The sequence below is a fragment of the Novosphingobium colocasiae genome (assembly GCF_014652555.1).
GTDB lineage: Bacteria > Pseudomonadota > Alphaproteobacteria > Sphingomonadales > Sphingomonadaceae > Novosphingobium > Novosphingobium colocasiae.
Map to the genome: position 1 here is coordinate 373,853 of NZ_BMZA01000001.1, position 16,999 is coordinate 390,851.

At 67.2% G+C, this 16,999-nt stretch carries 19 protein-coding genes and 1 tRNA gene; 6 read left to right on the forward strand and 14 right to left on the reverse strand.

The annotated features are described in order from the left end of the window. Nucleotides 1–121 precede the first annotated feature (121 nt). The 9 genes from nadC to IE122_RS01890 form a co-directional block, all read right to left on the reverse strand. Nucleotides 122–982: a carboxylating nicotinate-nucleotide diphosphorylase gene (nadC, locus tag IE122_RS01850; protein WP_189619378.1), complete on the reverse strand. Its 861-nt coding sequence runs from the start codon at nucleotides 980–982 to the stop codon at nucleotides 122–124. A 185-nt stretch (nucleotides 983–1,167) separates the two neighbouring features. Continuing rightward, on the reverse strand, nucleotides 1,168–1,965 hold the full coding sequence (locus IE122_RS01855; RefSeq protein WP_189619379.1) for a LytR/AlgR family response regulator transcription factor: 798 nt from the start codon (nucleotides 1,963–1,965) through the stop codon (nucleotides 1,168–1,170). A gap of 58 nt (nucleotides 1,966–2,023) precedes the next feature. Beyond that, nucleotides 2,024–3,187 (reverse strand): sensor histidine kinase, encoded by a 1,164-nt coding sequence (locus IE122_RS01860; protein WP_189619380.1) that lies wholly within the window; start codon nucleotides 3,185–3,187, stop codon nucleotides 2,024–2,026. A 71-nt stretch (nucleotides 3,188–3,258) separates the two neighbouring features. Then, nucleotides 3,259–3,990 carry a DsbA family protein gene (locus tag IE122_RS01865; RefSeq protein ID WP_189619381.1) on the reverse strand — a complete coding sequence of 244 codons (732 nt, stop codon included), beginning with the start codon at nucleotides 3,988–3,990 and terminating at the stop codon, nucleotides 3,259–3,261. Between the two features lie 22 nt (nucleotides 3,991–4,012). Further along, nucleotides 4,013–5,386, reverse strand: coding sequence for a M48 family metalloprotease (locus tag IE122_RS01870; protein ID WP_189619382.1), 1,374 nt, complete (start codon nucleotides 5,384–5,386; stop codon nucleotides 4,013–4,015). 110 nt (nucleotides 5,387–5,496) lie between these two features. Then, the gene (locus IE122_RS01875; RefSeq protein ID WP_229813632.1) at nucleotides 5,497–6,774 is read right to left on the reverse strand and encodes a PAS domain-containing protein; all 1,278 of its coding nucleotides are present in this window, start codon (nucleotides 6,772–6,774) and stop codon (nucleotides 5,497–5,499) included. A 223-nt stretch (nucleotides 6,775–6,997) separates the two neighbouring features. Beyond that, nucleotides 6,998–8,242, reverse strand: a complete 1,245-nt coding sequence (locus IE122_RS01880) for an MFS transporter (RefSeq protein ID WP_189619384.1) — start codon at nucleotides 8,240–8,242, stop codon at nucleotides 6,998–7,000. 9 nt (nucleotides 8,243–8,251) lie between these two features. Then, nucleotides 8,252–8,992 carry a sterol desaturase family protein gene (locus tag IE122_RS01885; protein WP_189619385.1) on the reverse strand — a complete coding sequence of 247 codons (741 nt, stop codon included), beginning with the start codon at nucleotides 8,990–8,992 and terminating at the stop codon, nucleotides 8,252–8,254. Nucleotides 8,993–9,102: 110 nt separating this feature from the next. Continuing rightward, complete coding sequence (locus IE122_RS01890; RefSeq protein WP_189619386.1) at nucleotides 9,103–10,584, reverse strand: DEAD/DEAH box helicase; 1,482 nt, start codon at nucleotides 10,582–10,584, stop codon at nucleotides 9,103–9,105. Nucleotides 10,585–10,900: 316 nt separating this feature from the next. On the opposite strand from IE122_RS01890, the gene IE122_RS01895 reads away from it, so the two are divergent. Genes IE122_RS01895 through IE122_RS01905 form a run of 3 tightly spaced genes read left to right on the forward strand, consistent with a single transcriptional unit; the run spans nucleotide 10,901 to nucleotide 11,747 of the window. Beyond that, nucleotides 10,901–11,098 carry a DUF1289 domain-containing protein gene (locus IE122_RS01895; protein WP_189619387.1) on the forward strand — a complete coding sequence of 66 codons (198 nt, stop codon included), beginning with the start codon at nucleotides 10,901–10,903 and terminating at the stop codon, nucleotides 11,096–11,098. Between the two features lie 29 nt (nucleotides 11,099–11,127). Next, complete coding sequence (locus tag IE122_RS01900; RefSeq protein ID WP_189619388.1) at nucleotides 11,128–11,448, forward strand: YbjQ family protein; 321 nt, start codon at nucleotides 11,128–11,130, stop codon at nucleotides 11,446–11,448. Continuing rightward, the gene (locus tag IE122_RS01905) at nucleotides 11,445–11,747 is read left to right on the forward strand and encodes a hypothetical protein (RefSeq protein WP_189619389.1); all 303 of its coding nucleotides are present in this window, start codon (nucleotides 11,445–11,447) and stop codon (nucleotides 11,745–11,747) included. The genes IE122_RS01900 and IE122_RS01905 overlap by 4 nt, the downstream gene beginning before the upstream one ends. 7 nt (nucleotides 11,748–11,754) lie before the next feature. On the opposite strand, the gene IE122_RS01910 is transcribed toward IE122_RS01905, so the two are convergent. Together IE122_RS01910 and IE122_RS01915 are read right to left on the reverse strand one after the other, a co-directional pair. Further along, a complete protein-coding gene (locus IE122_RS01910; RefSeq protein ID WP_373299101.1) occupies nucleotides 11,755–12,255 on the reverse strand; it encodes an MmcB family DNA repair protein in 501 nt (166 codons plus the stop codon). Nucleotides 12,256–12,321: 66 nt separating this feature from the next. After that, nucleotides 12,322–12,747: a hypothetical protein gene (locus tag IE122_RS01915; protein ID WP_189619391.1), complete on the reverse strand. Its 426-nt coding sequence runs from the start codon at nucleotides 12,745–12,747 to the stop codon at nucleotides 12,322–12,324. 168 nt (nucleotides 12,748–12,915) lie between these two features. Here IE122_RS01915 and IE122_RS01920 point away from each other — a divergent pair. The 3 genes from IE122_RS01920 (at nucleotide 12,916) to dut (ending at nucleotide 15,162) form a co-directional block, all read left to right on the forward strand. Next, a tRNA-Arg gene (locus IE122_RS01920) sits at nucleotides 12,916–12,992 on the forward strand. Between the two features lie 189 nt (nucleotides 12,993–13,181). Further along, on the forward strand, nucleotides 13,182–14,708 hold the full coding sequence (locus IE122_RS01925; protein WP_189619392.1) for a bifunctional phosphopantothenoylcysteine decarboxylase/phosphopantothenate synthase: 1,527 nt from the start codon (nucleotides 13,182–13,184) through the stop codon (nucleotides 14,706–14,708). Then, on the forward strand, nucleotides 14,692–15,162 hold the full coding sequence (gene dut, locus IE122_RS01930; RefSeq protein WP_189619393.1) for a dUTP diphosphatase: 471 nt from the start codon (nucleotides 14,692–14,694) through the stop codon (nucleotides 15,160–15,162). Before IE122_RS01925 ends, dut begins: the two co-directional genes overlap by 17 nt. 157 nt (nucleotides 15,163–15,319) lie before the next feature. Here the strand turns inward: dut and IE122_RS01935 are convergent, their stop codons facing one another. The 3 genes from IE122_RS01935 to IE122_RS01945 are packed head-to-tail and all read right to left on the reverse strand — an operon-like array spanning nucleotide 15,320 to nucleotide 16,952. Then, a complete protein-coding gene (locus tag IE122_RS01935; RefSeq protein WP_189619394.1) occupies nucleotides 15,320–16,087 on the reverse strand; it encodes a sulfite exporter TauE/SafE family protein in 768 nt (255 codons plus the stop codon). Nucleotides 16,088–16,089: 2 nt separating this feature from the next. Further along, nucleotides 16,090–16,623, reverse strand: a complete 534-nt coding sequence (locus tag IE122_RS01940; protein ID WP_189619395.1) for a rhodanese family protein — start codon at nucleotides 16,621–16,623, stop codon at nucleotides 16,090–16,092. After that, nucleotides 16,620–16,952 (reverse strand): ArsR/SmtB family transcription factor, encoded by a 333-nt coding sequence (locus IE122_RS01945; protein WP_189619396.1) that lies wholly within the window; start codon nucleotides 16,950–16,952, stop codon nucleotides 16,620–16,622. Before IE122_RS01945 ends, IE122_RS01940 begins: the two co-directional genes overlap by 4 nt. Nucleotides 16,953–16,999 lie beyond the last annotated feature (47 nt).

Sequence of the window (16,999 nt, forward strand, 5' to 3'; positions counted from 1 at the left end):
CGTGCTATCGCCTCTGCTCGAAAGTAGTTGTAATTCAAAAGAACGTTCAGAAACCCGAACAGTCCGCTGAGCGCGATATATCGGCCGGCGAGCAATACAGGTCTGGGTGCCGGCGAGCGCTTCACAGCGGCGTGAAATCCAGTCCGATGTCGGCAGCGGGCGCGCTTTGCGTCAGGCGGCCGACCGAGACATAGGTGACGCCGCTGGAAGCGATGGCACCGATGGTCTGGAGGTTCACTCCGCCCGAAGCCTCGGTCGGCACCCGCCCGGCGACGAGTGCTACCGCCTCGCGCAGGGTCTCAGCGGCCATGTTGTCGAGCAGCAGGTGGTGCGCCCCGGCGGCGATGGCCGGTTCGATCTGATCGAGGTGATCCACCTCGCAGATGATCTGCGACACGCCGGCGGCCCGCGCGCTGCCGACCGCCTGGCCGACGCCGCCCGCGACCAGCACGTGGTTATCCTTGATCATCGCGGCGTCCCACAAGCCCATGCGGTGGTTCTTCGCGCCGCCCATGCGCGTTGCGTATTTCTCCAAATGCCGCAGTCCGGGGATGGTCTTGCGCGTGTCGAGGAGGGTCGCATGTCCGCCCATGGCATCGACATACTGGCGGGTGAGGGTGGCCACGCCAGAAAGGTGCTGCACGGTGTTGAGCGCGCTGCGTTCCGCCGTCAGCATGGCGCGGGCATTGCCGTTCAGCCGCATCAGATCGGTGCCGGGTTCGACCTGCGCCCCCTCAGCCGCGAGGATCTCGATCTCCATCGCCGGATCGAGTGTACGGAAAAACGCAGCGGCGATGGGCAGCCCGGCAACGGTGATCGCATCGCGCGAATCCATCACTCCGGAAAACCGCATATCGGCGTTGATTACGCTTTCCGAGGTGACGTCGCGCCCACCGCCGGGCAGGCCGACGCCAAGATCCTCGTCAAGCGTCGCGCGCACGAAAGCCTCGACATCGAAGCCGTCCAGATGAAACGAAGTCATGGCAGCCCTTTCGGCCCGGCGCGGGCTTTTGTCGAGAGGGTGCGGGGCGCTTAAACCATCGTGCGTTTGTCAGAACCAACAGTTCCGTTCGTGTCGAGCGCAGTCGAGACACGGAAACCACAGCGCCCACGTGTCTCGACTGCGCTCGACACGAACGGGGATGCGTCAGGTTTGTGGGCTTGGCTCTAATGAACGAACCGGGCGATCACGTCGCGGTAGCTGCGGCTCACCTTTACCTGTGCGCCCGAATCCAGCACCAGGAAGCATTCGCCATTGGTATGCGGCTTGACCTGGCGGACCTGATTGAGATTGACGATGGTAGAGCGGTGAACGCGCTGGAACACGCGCGGATCGAGCCGGCGCTCCAGGTCCTTCATCGTCTCGCGCAGGATCAGTGAGTTGTCGGCGGTGCGGATGCACATGTAATCGCCGGCAGCCTCGATATGCTCGATCGAATCGACATCGATGCGGAAGATCTGGCCGCGATCCTTGATGTTGATGAGCTTTTCATAGCGGTCCGCGCCCGGCTCCGCCTCTTCGCCCACCTGATCGACGGCGTCGGGGGCCACTTCGGCCAGCACGCTCTTGAGCTTTTCAGCCTCTTCGGTCGATCGCTTTTCCGTCAGCCGCTGGCGCACCCGGGCAAGAGTATCGTCCAGCTTGCTCTCGTCCACCGGCTTCATCAGATAGTTGACCGCATTGGCCTCGAAGGCCCGCACCGCGTGTTCCTGATAGGCGGTGACGAAGACCACCAGCGGCGGCTCGATCTCCATGATCCCCTTGACCACGGAAAAGCCGTCGAACCCCGGCATCTGGATGTCGAGGAAGACAAGGTCCGGCTTTTCGGTCTTGATCGCGCGGATAGCCTCACGGCCGTTCGAACAGGTGCCGATGATCTCGACGTCGGGATACTTTTCCAGTCTTAACTGCAGCCCCTGAATGGCGAGCTTCTCGTCGTCGACAAGGATGGTTCGGATAGTCATTCGGGCAAATCTCCGGCGTCATAAACGCCTGCTGGGAGGAAAGGTTGCGCCAAGGCGGTCATAAACTGACGGCGCTCTCAAGCTGCCCCACCGGAGTGCCGGGGACAGGTTCTTCGCGACTTTCGAAGGGGATTTCGATCAGCACCGCAAAGCCACCTTCCGGCGGCTCCAGCGTCTCGAAGCGGTGGCGTTCGCCATAGGCTTGGCTTAGCCGGTCGCGGATATTCGACAGGCCGACGCCGGTGCTGACAGGTTCCCCTCCGTCGTAGCTCATTCCCGATAACCTGTTGTCGGTCGTGGGGCTTTGCAAGCCTGGGCCGGTATCGGACACGGTGATCCGAAGCACGGGGCCGACAAGCTGCGTCGCGATCGTGATCTCGGCGCCGCTCTCCTGCGGGGCGACGGCATACTTGATGGCGTTTTCCACCAGCGGTTGCAGCAGCAGCGACGGCAGCAGTCCGGTTTCGGTGGCGGGATCTATCGCGAAGGTAGTGCGCAACCGCTCTTCGAACCGCATCCGCTCGATATCGAGGTAGAGTTTGAGCGTCTCCACCTCCTGCGCCACGGTGACCCGGGCGGATGGCTTGTTGACCAGCGTATAGCGCAGGAATGAGGACAGCCGGGATAGCATCGCGTTGGCGGGCTCGGTCTGCTTGAGCAGCACCAGCGTGGAGATCGAATTCAGCGTGTTGAACAGGAAATGCGGGTTGAGCTGATAGCGCAGCATCGCCAGTTGCGCGCTGGTCGCCTGATTTTCGAGCTGGATCAACTGATCGTTCTGTTCCTCGATCCGCAGGTAGAAGTTCACCATGTAATAGAGCGCGGTCCACGCCCCCAGCAGCGTCGCATCCAGGTAGAACACGCCCAGGAACAACTGCGTGAAGCTGGCATCGCCGTCCGTGCGCCACAGCGACCAGACCCAGGCGTCGATGAAGGCATGGAGGCCCACCGCGAAAGGCAGGACGATGATCGTCAGCCCCCACGTCATCAGCGCCGACCGGTCGATCAGGGTGCGATAGATCACCGACAGCACCAGGCTGATCGAAAACCCGGTGATGGTGGCGATCAGGACCAGGATCAGTGAGGCGAACGGCAGGTTGTTGGCGATCTGCGACATCGTGCGCAGCAGCATCGCCCCGCCCCAGCCGACCATTTGCAGCCGCCAGAAGGCCCTGTCCTTGTCGGCGAAGAAGGGGATCGGCTGGATCGGCAGGACACTCATCGCGCCTGACTATCCGAAAACCGCGCAAAGCGGAAACCAGCGGCGGCGGCGGTCAGGGTTCTGTCCACGCTTCAGCCTGCCGGGGCGTTTTTGCCCTGCGCCTTGCGCGCTTCCTCCACCGCTTCGGCAAGCTGGTCCACGCCCACCGCGCCGGCGATCAGCCGGTCCCCCACGATCCAGCTTGGCGTGCCGCTGAAGCCGAGCTTGCTGGCAAGATCGAAGTTGCGCTGCAGTTCCTGCTCCACCGGGGCGCTGCCGGCGACTTTGGCGGCAGCGACAAGGTCCACCCCGGCGCTGCGGGCGGCCGCTTCGATCGAGCCGCGATCGATCTGGCCGGCGGCGAACATCGCATCGTGGAACTGGGCGTAGCGCCCCTGCGCAGCGGCGGCGAGGGCCATGCGCGCGGCGGCGGGGCTGGTCTCGGCGATGATCGGCAGCTCGCGCACGACGATGCGCAAGTCCGGGTTGCGCTTGAGCAGTTCGGCCACGTCGGGCAGGCTGCGGCGGCAATAACCGCAGGCGTAATCGGTGAATTCGACCATGGTCACGCTGCCGCGCGGGTTCCCCAGCACCGCGCCGGGAAACGGGGTTTCCACGCTCTGGCGCACGCTGGCCAGTTGCGAGCCGGTCTGCTTGGCCTGAAGCCGCTCCATCGCTTCGGGCAGGATTTCCGGGTGGTCGAGGATGTAGTCGTGGACCACGCCCTCCACCGCCTTGCGCGCCATCCCCTGGCCGAACCAGCCCGCGCCCACCGCCACCAGACCGATACCGGCCACCATTGCCACAACTTTGCCCGTGCCCATTCGTCAGCCCTTGATGTGCGGCCTAGCGCCGCTTCTTGTCGCGTTCCATTTCGGCCCGCGCCTGCATTTCGATGTCTTGCGCCCGCAGCCAGTCGGGCGAGCCGGTCGGCAGCCCCAGCTCGGCCGCCTGCGCGCTGGCCAGCGCCTGCGCCATGTCGCCCGAAAGCACCTGCTGCTCGGCGCTGGCAAGGCGGGCGCGGGGGAGGTCGCCCCGGGCCGCGTAGATCACGCCCAACTGGTACCAGGCAAACGGGTTCTCGCGATCGCGGCCCACGGCGGCGCGCAGCACCTGTTCGGCCTCGGCATAGTTCTTCGGGTCCTCGGTCGCGATCAGGGCGTGGCCGAAGGTGGTGGCGATCAGCGGCTGGTTGCCGGTCAGCGCGGTGGCCTTGCGCAGCGGGGCCAGCGCTTCTGCCGGGCGGCCCGACTCGAGCAGGATCTGTCCGTCCAGTTCGAGGAAATAGGGGTTGTCCGGCTCCGCCGCGATCAGCGCGGCGGTTTCCGCGTTGGCGCGGTCGATCTGCGCGTCCTTGTGATAGGCATAGGCGCGGGCATAGTGGGCCGGGAGCGAGTTGTCGGTGACCGGATAGACGCGCAGCGTGTCCTTCGGCTCGGCCAGGTATCCGAACAGCTTGGCCTTGGCGAGTACGAAGCGGGCCTGCAGGGCGGGATCGGCGGGCTTGGTCCATGCCGCATCATGCTCGTAGGTATCGGTCAGGGTGGCGATCCGGTCCGCCGTCATCGGGTGGCTGGAATAGAACTCCGATTCCTCGTTGCGGGTATAGCCGTGGCGATATTCAAGGCTTTGCAGTTTTTTGAAGAATTCGAGCGAACCCCGTCCGCTGATTCCGGCGGTGGAAAGATACTGCGCTCCGGCGGCGTCGGCGCTGGCTTCCTGCGAGCGGTTGTAGGCAAGGAACTTGCCCATCGCCGCCTGCTGCCCCGCCATCAGCACGCCCATCGCCGCTTCGCCGCCGCCTGCCGCCGCGGCGGCCGCGCCCAGCAGGAGGGAGAGGATCGAGATGTTGGTCGCCGCCTTGCCGCCCGGATTGTAGACCGCGTGGCCACCGGTGATGTGGCCCAGTTCGTGCGCGATCACGCCCTGCACCTGTTCGGCGCTGTCAGCCTCGTTGATGAGCCCGGCATGGACGTAGACCGCCTGTCCGCCGGCGACGAAGGCGTTGACCGAGTTGTCGTTGATCAGCACGACATCCACGTTCTTGGGATCAAGCCCGGCGGCCTTGACCAGCGGGGTCGCCATGTCGCGGAACAGGGCTTCGGTTTCCGCATCGCGCAGGATCGATTGCGCGCTCGCGGGCGTGGCTGACCAGCCCAGTACGGCCAGCGAAGCCAGAACCGCGGCACAGGAGCGGGGCAGATTGCGCAGCAAGACCATCGTCCCCTCATGCGGTGGCGGCGGCTGAACCGGCGCTGAAGCGCAGGCCGTGCCGCAGCATCCGCTGTAGGCGAGCGAGGGGTTGACCGGCAAGCCCGGTCGACAGCCGATCAGTCGATGAGGTGGCGGGCGGCCTTGTCGAGCAGGCCGGCATCGTCGGCCACTTCGCCCAGCATCACCAGCGTGCCATCGTCCAGCCGCCGCGCCACCAGCAGCGAGAATTCGCCCTGGCGGCCAAGGTCGGCAAGCGGGCGGGGTTCCAGTGCGCGCAGGCGGGTCAGCACGCGATCGTGCGGTGCGTCGCCGGTCTCGCCCTTGTCGAGCCGGCGCAGGCGACGTTCCGCGCGCACCACGGCCTTGAGGCCGCCCGGCGTTTCGGCCAGCAGCGCTTCCAGCGCGCCGGTGCCGAGGCCCAGGCGCTGCGCATGGGCGAGCACGGCGGCGAATTCGGCCAGCCGCGTCTTGTCGTAATCCGCGCCGAACACCAGCTTGACCACCGGCGTCAACGGGGCCCGCTCGTTAAGCGTGACCCCGGCATCCTCTGCCAGTTCCGCAAAGTCTTCCGGGTAGGCCAGCGCCACCAGGGCAAAGTCCCAGGCCCGGCTGACGGCGGCATAGAGCGCGGCGCGCGACCGGTCTTCGCTGCGCAGCGCCTGGCTTGCGAGGTCGCGGGCTTCGGCCAGCCAGTCGCCCAGCCCCATGTCTTCGGGGGCGAGGGCCGCGCCGGCGGCAAATTCGATGGGATAATCGTCGATCGTCAGTCCGCCGGGGACGCCGAATTCGGGCTGGGGGAAGGGGTGGTCCGCGCCGTACCCGCCGCTGCTGCCGCCCAGCGAGACCGGGCCGTCGGCCCACTCCGCCATCGGCGCTTCCTCGCGCGGGTGCAGCGGCTGGTCCTGAGGGATGACGTCCGCTTCGGACAGTTCGAGTGCGCCGACGGCGGGGGCGCTCATCTCCTTCCAGTTGATGACCCCGAAGATGTGATCGATCGTCTGGTCGTCGCTCGAAAACGGCATGAGGATGCCGCGATAGAGGATCGTCGCGTTGCGTTGGTTGACGAATTCGGCTTCGAACCCGATCGGCGCGGCGTTGGCGAGGATCTGCATGTAGTGGTCGGTAATGCGCGACAGCAGCGATCGGCTGGGCACATCGGCCAGCGTCCGGATCGGGCCTTGCACCTCGCACTCGCGCGCGATCTCCTCGCCCAGAAAGGCGATGCCGGGGTTCTCGATACCGTCGGTGAAATCGAGAAGAATGCCGAAGGGGCCGAAATCGGGCAGTTCTTCCGGACGCAGCCGGGCAATGTCGGGAAAACTGCGGTCGTCGAGCAGGCCGGCCCAGAAGTTGTAGGCCCGCACCTGCATGCGCCGCTCATCCCGGCCGAACATCGGCGGGGGCACCCGTTCGATCGGATTTTCCTCAAGTGACGCGCCCGAATCGGGCTCGCCTCTATCGGAAAACGGACCGCGCAAACTATCCATGAGGCACCCCAACCAGACTCAATCCCATGCATATTGGCCCGTTGTGGTAAATTAACGCTTAAGTGCGTGGCGAGATGGCCGCAAAACGGACCTGCTCTTTTTTGGACGCGCGCGCGGGGCGGCGCGCCGATCAGGCCACGGGGATGACCCCTTCGCCGACGCGCGGCAACCGTAGGCGGACGCGTAGCCCGACCTGGAGTGCAATCAGCGTCGCTGCTGATATCAGCAGCGCAAACGAGACGCCGCCTCGGTCGGCCAGCGCGCCCCACAGCCAGGAACCCAGCGCCATCCCGCCGAACGTCACGGCCTGGAAGATCGACAGGCATCGGCCGAATATCTCGTCGGGCGAGCGCATCTGCATCGCGGTGTTGAGCGTGACGAGCGTTGTCGCCCAGCCGGCCCCGGCGAACAGCGCGGCGAGCAGCGCCAGCGGGGTATGGTGTGCCAGCGCCGCCAGGGTCAATGCAAGGGCGGACAGTATCACGCCACTTGTCACCACCCCCTCGATGCCGAACCAGCGTCGCATCATCGGTAGAAGCGGGATGACGCAGATCGAGCCGATACCGAACGCGCCGAGCAGGAGCCCGAAATCGCGCTCGGATCCGTGAAGCGAAAGTCGCGCCACCAGTGGAAGCAGCGCTTGAAAGCTTGTCATGCAGATGCCCAGCGCCAGCCCGCGAAGAATGATGGCGCGCAGCGGCCCGGAACCTCGCACATGGGTGATGCCGATCCAAATCGCCGGAAGCATGGGCTGTTTGGCAGCAGCGCGCGAGGGCGGCTTCCACCACAACAGCACCCCAATAAGGCCCACGTAGCTCACGGCATTGAGCAGGAACACCGCCGGGACATGCCACAAGGAAATCGCAAGACCGCCGAGCGCGGGCCCGATCGAACGGGCCACGTTGAACGACAGCGAATTGAGCGCGATCGCCGCAGGCAGGTGGCGCGGCGGCACCTGCTGGCGAACCGAAGCCTGCCACGCCGGAGCATTGAGCGCGGTGCCGACGCCGACGCCCAGCGTGCAGATCAACAGCAGCATCGGCGAGATCAGGCCGGAGTACGTCACGATCGCCAGCACCGCCGAGATCGCCAGCATGCCGACCTGCGAACACAGCATGACCAGCCGGCGGTCGTGATTATCGGCGATGGCCCCGGCGAACAGTCCCAGCAGCAGGATCGGCAACACGGTCGATGCCTGCACCAGCGCGACAAGCTGGTTCGATGCCGTGAGGTCGGTCATGAGCCAGGCGGCACCGACGGATTGCATGGCCGCCCCGAGGTTGGAAAACAGGTTGGCCAGCCAGATCGCGCGGAACACCGGATAGCGAAGGGGCGAGAATGTCGTGGGAAGCTCGGGTGCGGCGGCGTCGGTCACCCGCTTGGCCTAGGCGGCGCTGATAAATTCCGCAATCCCCCGGTCGGTCCCGCAAACCCGGTCCCAGAAGCGGAAGTAAAGCCCGTAGTTGCAGCGGTAGCTTTCGTGATGGCGCTGGTGGTGGCTGGCGGTGATGATCCAGCCGCCCACCCGCGAATGGACCAGCGCGCGCGGGAAGATTTCCCAGCCCATGTGATTGGTCACCCCCATGATCGTCATGACCAGCAGCACCAGGCCGAGCACGCCGATATGGATCGGGATCGCGAAGACCAGCGCGGGGACGACGATCGCCCCGGTCAACGCTTCGATCGGGTGAAAGCTCATCGCCGCCCAGGCGGTGGGCGGCCGGCTGTCGTGATGCACGGCGTGGGCGATGCGGAAGAGGGCCGGACGATGCATCCAGCGGTGGGTCCAGTAGAACCATGTATCGTGCAGGAAAAGATAGACCAGCAGCGACAGCGGCAGCCACCACCAGGGATAGGCCGCCGGATCGCGGTATATCCGCGTCCAGCCGCGCGCCTGCCAGCCCCAGGCTACGATCCCGGCCGGAATGCCATAGATCGCGCAGGACAGGAGAGACCAGCCGATTTCGCGGCGGATCTGCGGTTGCAGGCCGGCATGGTGGCCGGGCCGGACCCGCCCGGTGATCCACGCGAACAGACCCGAGGTTGCCAGATAGCGCACGCCGACGATCGCCGTCATGGCGATGGCGGAACCGATCGTGGCGGGCAGGAGGGAAGCGGTGGCCATGATCGGGGCTTAAGCGCCGGTAGCCGACAAGGAAAGGGCGGACCGCGCGTAGGCTGTGCCCGTCGCGATCCGCCCTGTTATCCTTGAGCGCGGTGGTTGAAGGTCAGGCCTCAGCCGGCGCGGCGGACCGCGCCCTTGTGAGCACCCATGCCCTTGGGGCCGCGCGGGCGGAACCGGCGCGGACGCTGGCCCTCGCCGCCTTCGCCGCCGGCAGGCGCGTGGTCGCGGCGTTCGCCGCGCGGCGCATCGCTGCGGCCGTCACGACGCGGTTCGCCGCCTTCGCGACGCTGGCCGTCAGAACGCTGATCATCATGGCGGGGGCGATCGCCCCGACCATCGCGGCGCTGTTCGCCACCTTCACGGCGACGACCGGCGGGCGCGTTGCGGCGATCACCTTGCGGTTCGGCGGCCTTGCGGGCGGGTGCGGGCAGCCCCGCAGCCTGCTTCTGGAAATCTTCCGGCAGGGCCAGCGGCTCGCACTTCACGCGGGTCAGGCGCTCGATGTCGCGCAGGTACGGCTTTTCGTCCGGCGCGCAGTAGCTGATCGCCACACCATCCGCCCCGGCGCGCGCGGTGCGGCCGATGCGGTGGACGTACTGTTCGGGCACGTTGGGCAGTTCGTAGTTGTAGACGTGGCTGACGCCCGAAACGTCGATCCCGCGCGCGGCGATATCGGTGGCGACCAGCACCCGCACGGTGCCTTGGCGAAACCCGCCCAGCGCGGCGGTGCGCTGCGCCTGGCTCTTGTTGCCGTGAATGGCGGCGGCGGAGATGCCGGCGGAAACGAGATGGCGCACCACGCGATCGGCACCGTGCTTGGTGCGGGTGAACACCAGCGCGCGGTCCATCGATCCGTCAGCCAGCCCCGCGCGCAGACTGAGCGTGAGCAGCGCCTGCTTTTCGGCCTGGTTGATGAAGGTGATGTACTGTTCCACCCGTTCTGCGGTGGTGGATTGCGGGGCCACTTCGACGCGCACCGGATCGTTGATGAACTGGCGGCCGAGGTCCGCGATCGCCTGCGGCATGGTGGCCGAGAAGAACAGGCTCTGGCGCTTCTTGGGCAGCAGCGCGGCAACGCGCTTGAGCGGGACGATGAAGCCGAGGTCCATCATCTGGTCGGCTTCGTCGAGCACAAAGATCTCGACATGGCGCAGCGTCAGCGCGCGCTGGTCGATCAGGTCGAGCAGGCGGCCGGGGGTGGCGACCAGCACATCGGTGCCGCGCTCCAGCGCGCGGGCCTGCTTGCCCACGGGGACGCCGCCGAACACGCACTGTACGGTGAGGTTGAGGAACTTGGCATAGCCGCGCATGTTCTCGGCGATCTGCGCCGCCAGTTCGCGCGTCGGCGAAAGCACCAGCATGCGGCAGCCGGCATTGGGGCGCGGCTTGATGTCTTCGGACAGGCGGTGGAGCGAGGGCAGCGCGAACGCGGCGGTCTTGCCGGTGCCGGTCTGGGCGATGCCCAGGAGGTCACGCCCTTCGAGCAGGGCGGGGATCGCCTGGCGCTGGATCGGAGTGGGATCGGCATAACCCTTGGCACCAAGCGCACGCAGGATAGGCTCGGCCAGGCCAAGGTCGGTGAAATAGGACATAGGTATCTTTCGAAAAGGATGCGGCGCGCAACATTCCGGGCAATCGCGCCGGATATCGGCAGCGCGCGGCAGGGTTCAGTCGGGCGACCCTGCGTGAGGAAGGAAGCTTGATCGGTGAAAAGCCGCTCGTCCGGGCCGGTCAGGGCATGTCTCGCCGTGACGTCACGCTGCGCGGATTGCGGCGAGCCTGAGGGCCCGCACGCCGGTTTCCGGGGCCGCCTCTAACGCACATTGTGCAACTGCGCAAGAAGATTGCGCGGCTGGGCACGGATGTCTCTGCTTGCCAGCGGCGGCGCGGAGTGCTTTTGCGCCCCGCATGGCGCACGTTCCTTCCCCATGCACCGGTGTCTGCGTGCTCGACCCGGCAACCGGCTGGTGCCGGGGCTGCCTGCGCACGATCAACGAGATCGCGGCGTGGTCTACCCTTGACGACGCGGGAAAGCGGGCGGTTGTTGCGGCCCTGCCTGCACGCAGACCCGGCGTCACGCTTGGCGGAACCGCACCGGACGTATAGGCTCCGCCCCGGACAGGGAGGATAAGGCCATGATCGTTTCCACTACCGAGAATGTCGCCGGCCATCAGACCGCCGAAACGCTGGGGCAGGTGTTCGGCGTCGTCGTGCGTAGCCGGGGGCTCAGCGGCAATATCATCGCCGGCCTGCGCACGATCATCGGCGGCGAGATCAAGGAATATACCGCGCTGGTAGAGGATACGCGGCGGCAGGCGGTCGATCGTCTGGTGATGAACGCCCGGCTGATGGGGGCCGATGCGGTGGTGATGATGCGTTTCGATTCGGGATCGATCGGCCAGACCATGAATGAAGTGGTCGCCTATGGCACGGCGGTGCGGCTCGTCCGCGCATGAGCCCGGTCGCGCGCACCACGGCGCTGGTGCTGGGCGGGGCGGTGGCGCTGGGCGGGATCGCCCTGTGCACCGTCGATCCCGGTGGCATCGCGCTGGTGGCGGTTGGCGGGCTGATCGTCGCCAGCGTGCTGGTGGAAGGGCGCTACCGGCGCGGCAGCGGGCAGGCCATGGGTACGTCGGGGCGCTGGCAGGATACCGGTGAACGCGAGATCGACAGCGAGACCGGGCAGCCGGTGGCGGTGTGGTTCGATCCCGTCAGCGGCGCGCGGCGTTATCTCCCGCTGGGCGAGCGCCCCTGACGGCGCGTCAGCTATCGAAATCCTGGCCCCACTGCCGGGTGTGCGGATCGGCCAGCGTCACCACCCGGCGCAGCGCGGCGCGCGCCAGCCGCTCGGTCTCCACCTTGCGGCGCGGCGCGGCCAGCCGCCGGGTTGGCGCGGGGCGCAGGATTTCCGCGTCATAGCCATCGCCCACGATCAGCCCGCACAGATCCGGGCGGAACGCATCGGTGTCCATGCAGGCGCGATCGAGGTGCGGGGCAAGGCCCCAGTAGAACCGGTCGCAATAATTGAGATAGTCGGGCCACTTGGCATCGCCCAGCAGATCGGCCTTGGCCACCTTGATCTCGACGATGATGATCTGCCCGCGCGCATCCACCCCCATCAGGTCGGCGCGGCGGCCGCAGCGCAGCGGCATCTCGCCCAGGCACCAGATATCGTTGCGGGCAAACAGCCGGCCGATCCCGCGCGCGACATCGGCCGCACTGGGCAGGGGCGGTGATGAGGCAGGCAGCAGCGAATCGGGCATCGACATCGCGGCATGATAGGAACAAAATGTGAACCAAGGCAAGCCGGACGCGGCCGGCTCGGTGGCTCAGGTCATCCGGCGGGCGGTTCCGGCTGGGATCAGGGCGACCAGCCCGTCGCGCGAATGCACGAAATCGCGGTATAGCGCATGGGCTGCGGCGCGCGGATTTGCACCCCGGGCGATCGCGGACAGCAGGGCGGACAGGCCCGGCTCCATGATCGCGGAAAGATCGGCGATCCCCTGCTCGGCCAGCTCGCGCCGCCAGCCCCCGCAATCGCGGACGGCGGCGGGGAAATTGCGCTGGTCAGGCGTTTGCGGCGGCGTCTCGACCCCGGCGATCGCGGCGACGGCACCCGCCGCATCATGCAGAGCGGACCACTTCATCCCCAGCGCCGAGGCGGAACCGGTACCGAACTGGGCCCGTCCCGCCCGGCCGAGCGGATTGCCGGCAAAGACGGTGGAATCGCTGGTGTTGATCGGCGTGGCGTCCATCCCTCGCGGATAACCCCGCCAGCCTTGCCAAATTGCTAACCGTCGCGAAAAATTTTTACGATCCGTTAAGGCGCGGGTCGGCGATCGGCAGCGCCCGCCGCGAAAACTGGCGGCGGGCGGAATTGCCACTGGCAAGGCGCGCGATGCTCTGCTAACCGCCCCTCCATTGCACCCGTAGCTCAGCTGGATAGAGCGCTGCCCTCCGAAGGCAGAGGTCACAGGTTCGAATCCTGTCGGGTGCGCCAAGTCCCTCAAAAATCGCACCCACGTCGCCCAGGGGCTCGCCAAAACGAGGAAAGCGTCGAGCATTACACCGCGAGCGAGATCTGCTTTCCCACTCCTCTCTGCCGTTCGATATGTCGGCAACTCGCCACCCCACTCAACTCCCTAAAACCATTGCACCCGCGCGGTTGGTGTTGCACAAGCCGCCGGGAATGAGTGGCCCGCGTATCCTTCTGGTGATCGGCGGCGGCATTGCCGCCTACAAGTCCTGCGAACTTGTCCGCATGATCCGCAAGCACGGCGGCGAGGTGACTTGCGTGCTGACCGAGGGCGGGGCGAGGTTCGTGACGCCGATGGCGCTGGCCGCGCTCTCGGAAAAGCCCGTTCACACGACCTTGTGGGACCTCAGGAACGAGGTCGAGATGGGGCACATCCAGTTCAGCCGCGAGGCGGACCTGATCGTTGTCTGCCCGGCCACTGCCAACCTCCTCGCCAAGATGGCGTCGGGCATAGCCGATGACCTAGCCACCACGCTGATGCTGGCGACCGACAAGCCGGTGATGGCGGTGCCCGCCATGAACGTGCGGATGTGGCAGCACGCCGCCACCATGCGAAACATCGCGGTGCTGCGCAGCGCCGGCGTCGATGTGATGGAGCCCGATGAAGGGGTGATGGCCTGCGGCGAATTCGGCCCCGGACGCCTGCCCGAACCGCAGGCCGTATGGGAGCGCATCGCCTGGGCGCTGAACCTCGATGGGGAGAAAGCGCCCGTCCAGCCACTCCCGGCAGTCGCGCAGGTGGCAGAGCCCTCGTGGCAGCACCCGGTGCTCGATACCCGCGAAACCGATCCTTACGCGGCGGAAGGGCTGGGGCTGGGCGGGCTGACTGGCTCGATGATCTCGCGCGGGCTGCAAAGGGCGAAGAAGGCGATCGGCCTCAGCGCCGAAGAGCCGCCGATGGCCGAACCCGCCCCGCCACTTCTGATGCGCAAGGGTGCCGCGCGCGCCGCGCCGCCGACCGATCCGCAAGCGCTCAACCACACCGTCTCCGCCCATGGCGATGCCCGCGCGCCGCAGCCTTGGCGTCCGGCGTCCGGCCCGCTGGCCGACCGCCATGTGCTGGTGACGGCGGGCCCGACCTGGGAGCCGATCGATCCCGTGCGCTACATCGCCAACCGTTCATCGGGCAAGCAGGGCTTCGCGATCGCCGCTGCCGCTGCCGAGGCTGGGGCCCGGGTGACGCTGGTGGCCGGGCCGGTCCATTTGCCGACGCCGCCTGGAGTGACCCGCGTGGACGTGGAAAGCGCGCGCGAGATGGCCGAGGCGGTGAGCCGCGCGCTGCCTGCCGACGTGGCGGTGATGGTCGCGGCGGTGGCGGACTGGCGGCCGGTCAGCGCTGCCGGCATCAAGCTGAAGAAGCGTGGTTACGCCCCACCGGCGCTGGAACTTGCGGAAAATCCGGATATCCTCGCCACCGTGGCCGCCAGCCCGAACCGCCCGGCGCTGCTGGTGGGCTTTGCCGCCGAAACCAACGACGTGCTTCACTACGCGCGCGAAAAGCGCCAGCGCAAGGGGGCCGACTGGATCGTTGCCAACGACGTCTCGGGCGACGTCATGGGCGGCGCGAACAACACCGTCCACATTGTGCGCCAGGACGATATCGTCAGCCTGCCGGAAATGCCCAAGGACGATGTCGCCCGCGCACTGGTCGAAAGGTTTGCCGATGCATTCGTCCGATAGCGTTCCCGTCCGGGTCAGGGTGCTGCCCCATGGCGAAGGCCTGCCGCTGCCGGCCTATGCGACGGACGGGGCCGCCGGGATGGATGCGGTCTCGGCCGAGGACGTGACGCTTGCCCCCGGTGCCCGCCACGCAGTGGCGACCGGGCTGTCGGTGGCGATCCCCGCCGGCTACGAAATCCAGGTGCGCCCGCGCTCGGGCCTCGCGCTCAAGCGCGGCATTTCGGTGCCCAACACCCCCGGCACGATCGACAGCGACTATCGCGGCGAAGTGAAGGTGATCCTCATCAACCACGGTGCCGAACCGTTCGAGATCAGGCGCGGCGATCGTATCGCGCAACTGGTCCTCGCCCCGGTCACCCGCGCAAGCTGGATGGAAGTGGACGAACTCGACGCGACCGAGCGCGGCGAGGGCGGCTTCGGTTCGACCGGCGGGGTGGCGGCGCTGGGGAATTAGCCATATCAGCGAAAAATCCGATTTGAAAACAACGTCATGCTGAACTCGTTTCAGCATCCATCGCGCCTGCGGAAACTGCGGCGCGTATCGCGAGATGAACCCTGAAACAAGTTCTAGGGTGACGGGGTGTGTGGTGAGATGCGCTTCAAATGGCTGATTACTTTGCCATCGTCAGGATGTACACCGCCACGGCGATGACGATCATCGCGAACAGCGCGCGGCCGAGGCGCTGGCGTTTCGCCAGCCGTTCCGCGAACGGCATCGCCGCCAGCGTCCCGATGCCGCCGCCCGCCACCAGCGCCAGGAACAGCGGCCAGGATACCAGCCCCGAAGCGGCATAGGACGCGCTCGTCGCCGATCCGAACAGCGCCACCGACACCAGCGATGAGGCACCGGCGTTGGCCAGCGTCATCCCGGTCGCCGCCATCAGCCCCGGCGCGATCAGGAAGCCGCCGCCGATGCCGAAGAACCCCGCCGCCAGCCCTGTCGCCAGGCCGACCGGGGCCAGCCGCAGCACCATGCGCGGCTGGAGGTGGACGCCGGGATCGCCCTCGCTGCGGCGGGGCAGCAGCATCGAGACGGCGATGGCGATCATCGCCAGCGCGAACCACGTCAGCAGCGCGCGGCCGTCCACCTGCTTGGCAAGGTGGGCCCCGGCCAGCGCGCCGATGAGGCCCGATGCCGCGAACACCGATGCGCAGGGCCACTTCACCCGCCCGGCGCGCGCCTGCGCGGCCAGGCCGGTCGCGGCGTTGACCGCCACCGCCGCTGCCGATGTGCCGATGGCGAGGTGCGCGTCGGTCACGCCAACGACATAGATCAGCCAGGGCGTCGCCAGCACCGATCCGCCGCCGCCGAACAGCGTCAGCAGCAGGCCGACCAGCGCGCCCCCCAGCGCCGCCAGTGCGAGCGCGTCCCAGCCCATGGTCAGGCGCGGGCCGCGCGGTTCCAGGGGGCCAGCATCAGCACGCGGGCCATGCCACAGGTGCCGGTCAGCCCGGCAAAGGTGAGCCCGGCCCCGACGAAGCCGGACAGGCCGAACCAGCCCGGCGCGACAAGGAAGCCGAGGATCACGCCGGTCAGGATGAGCGTCCCGGCGGCGATCTGCACCTGCCGGTTGATTTCCAGCGGCGCGCTGCGGTCCTGCGCCACCGGCAGGCCGGCGCGCGACCACGCCTCAAGCCCGCCGTCCAGCACATAGGCGTCCCCTTGCGCAGCGGCGGCAAGGCGATCGCAGGCCCCCGCCGTGCGCATGCCGGTGCGGCAGGTGAACACCACGTCAGTGGCGGGATCGACGCCGAGGTGCGCCTGTTCGAGCGCGGACAGCGGCTGCGACAGCGCGCCCGGAATGTGGGCGCGGGCGAATTCGTCCGCCTCGCGGATATCGACGAGCACGGCGCGGCCTGCGGCGATGCGGGTGTGGACGTCTTGCGGCGAAAGCTTGTGGAGGGTGGCGGTCATGGTTGTTCCCCTGGGTCAGGCGGGCAGAACAGCTCCGCCAGGGTCTGGATCACCCGCAGCGCCGCGGGATCGGCGATGCGGTAATGGATGGTCTGGCTTTCCCGCCGCGTCGCGACGATGCCGTGTTCGCGCAGCAGCGCGAGATGCTGCGACAGCGCCGATTGCGACAGGCCGATGCGGGACTGCAGCGTCCCCACCGTCAGCTCGCCGTCCGCCAACTGGCACAGAATCATCAGCCGTTTTTCGTTGCCGAGCAGGCGCAGCAGCGCCGCGGCGCGCCCGGCGCTTTCTTCGAACACGGCAAGATCGATGCGGGTCAGGTCCAACATGACTTCCTTTATATTCGTTGATTCTAAATTAGCAACATGTAATATGA

Excerpts from the sequence above, each read along its gene's own strand:
- IE122_RS01905 (WP_189619389.1), top strand. The coding sequence starts at position 11,445 with ATGAGCCCGGTCGCGCGCACCACGGCGCTGGTGCTGGGCGGGGCGGTG.
- dut (WP_189619393.1), top strand. The coding sequence starts at position 14,692 with ATGCATTCGTCCGATAGCGTTCCCGTCCGGGTCAGGGTGCTGCCCCAT.
- IE122_RS01885 (WP_189619385.1), bottom strand. The coding sequence starts at position 8,992 with ATGGCCACCGCTTCCCTCCTGCCCGCCACGATCGGTTCCGCCATCGCC.
- IE122_RS01910 (WP_373299101.1), bottom strand. The coding sequence starts at position 12,255 with ATGCCCGATTCGCTGCTGCCTGCCTCATCACCGCCCCTGCCCAGTGCG.
- IE122_RS01890 (WP_189619386.1), bottom strand. The coding sequence starts at position 10,584 with ATGTCCTATTTCACCGACCTTGGCCTGGCCGAGCCTATCCTGCGTGCG.
- IE122_RS01925 (WP_189619392.1), top strand. The coding sequence starts at position 13,182 with ATGAGTGGCCCGCGTATCCTTCTGGTGATCGGCGGCGGCATTGCCGCC.
- IE122_RS01865 (WP_189619381.1), bottom strand. The coding sequence starts at position 3,990 with ATGGGCACGGGCAAAGTTGTGGCAATGGTGGCCGGTATCGGTCTGGTG.
- nadC (WP_189619378.1), bottom strand. The coding sequence starts at position 982 with ATGACTTCGTTTCATCTGGACGGCTTCGATGTCGAGGCTTTCGTGCGC.
- IE122_RS01895 (WP_189619387.1), top strand. The coding sequence starts at position 10,901 with ATGGCGCACGTTCCTTCCCCATGCACCGGTGTCTGCGTGCTCGACCCG.
- IE122_RS01860 (WP_189619380.1), bottom strand. The coding sequence starts at position 3,187 with ATGAGTGTCCTGCCGATCCAGCCGATCCCCTTCTTCGCCGACAAGGAC.
- IE122_RS01945 (WP_189619396.1), bottom strand. The coding sequence starts at position 16,952 with ATGTTGGACCTGACCCGCATCGATCTTGCCGTGTTCGAAGAAAGCGCC.
- IE122_RS01935 (WP_189619394.1), bottom strand. The coding sequence starts at position 16,087 with ATGGGCTGGGACGCGCTCGCACTGGCGGCGCTGGGGGGCGCGCTGGTC.
- IE122_RS01855 (WP_189619379.1), bottom strand. The coding sequence starts at position 1,965 with ATGACTATCCGAACCATCCTTGTCGACGACGAGAAGCTCGCCATTCAG.
- IE122_RS01870 (WP_189619382.1), bottom strand. The coding sequence starts at position 5,386 with ATGGTCTTGCTGCGCAATCTGCCCCGCTCCTGTGCCGCGGTTCTGGCT.
- IE122_RS01915 (WP_189619391.1), bottom strand. The coding sequence starts at position 12,747 with ATGGACGCCACGCCGATCAACACCAGCGATTCCACCGTCTTTGCCGGC.
- IE122_RS01940 (WP_189619395.1), bottom strand. The coding sequence starts at position 16,623 with ATGACCGCCACCCTCCACAAGCTTTCGCCGCAAGACGTCCACACCCGC.
- IE122_RS01900 (WP_189619388.1), top strand. The coding sequence starts at position 11,128 with ATGATCGTTTCCACTACCGAGAATGTCGCCGGCCATCAGACCGCCGAA.
- IE122_RS01875 (WP_229813632.1), bottom strand. The coding sequence starts at position 6,774 with ATGTTCGGCCGGGATGAGCGGCGCATGCAGGTGCGGGCCTACAACTTC.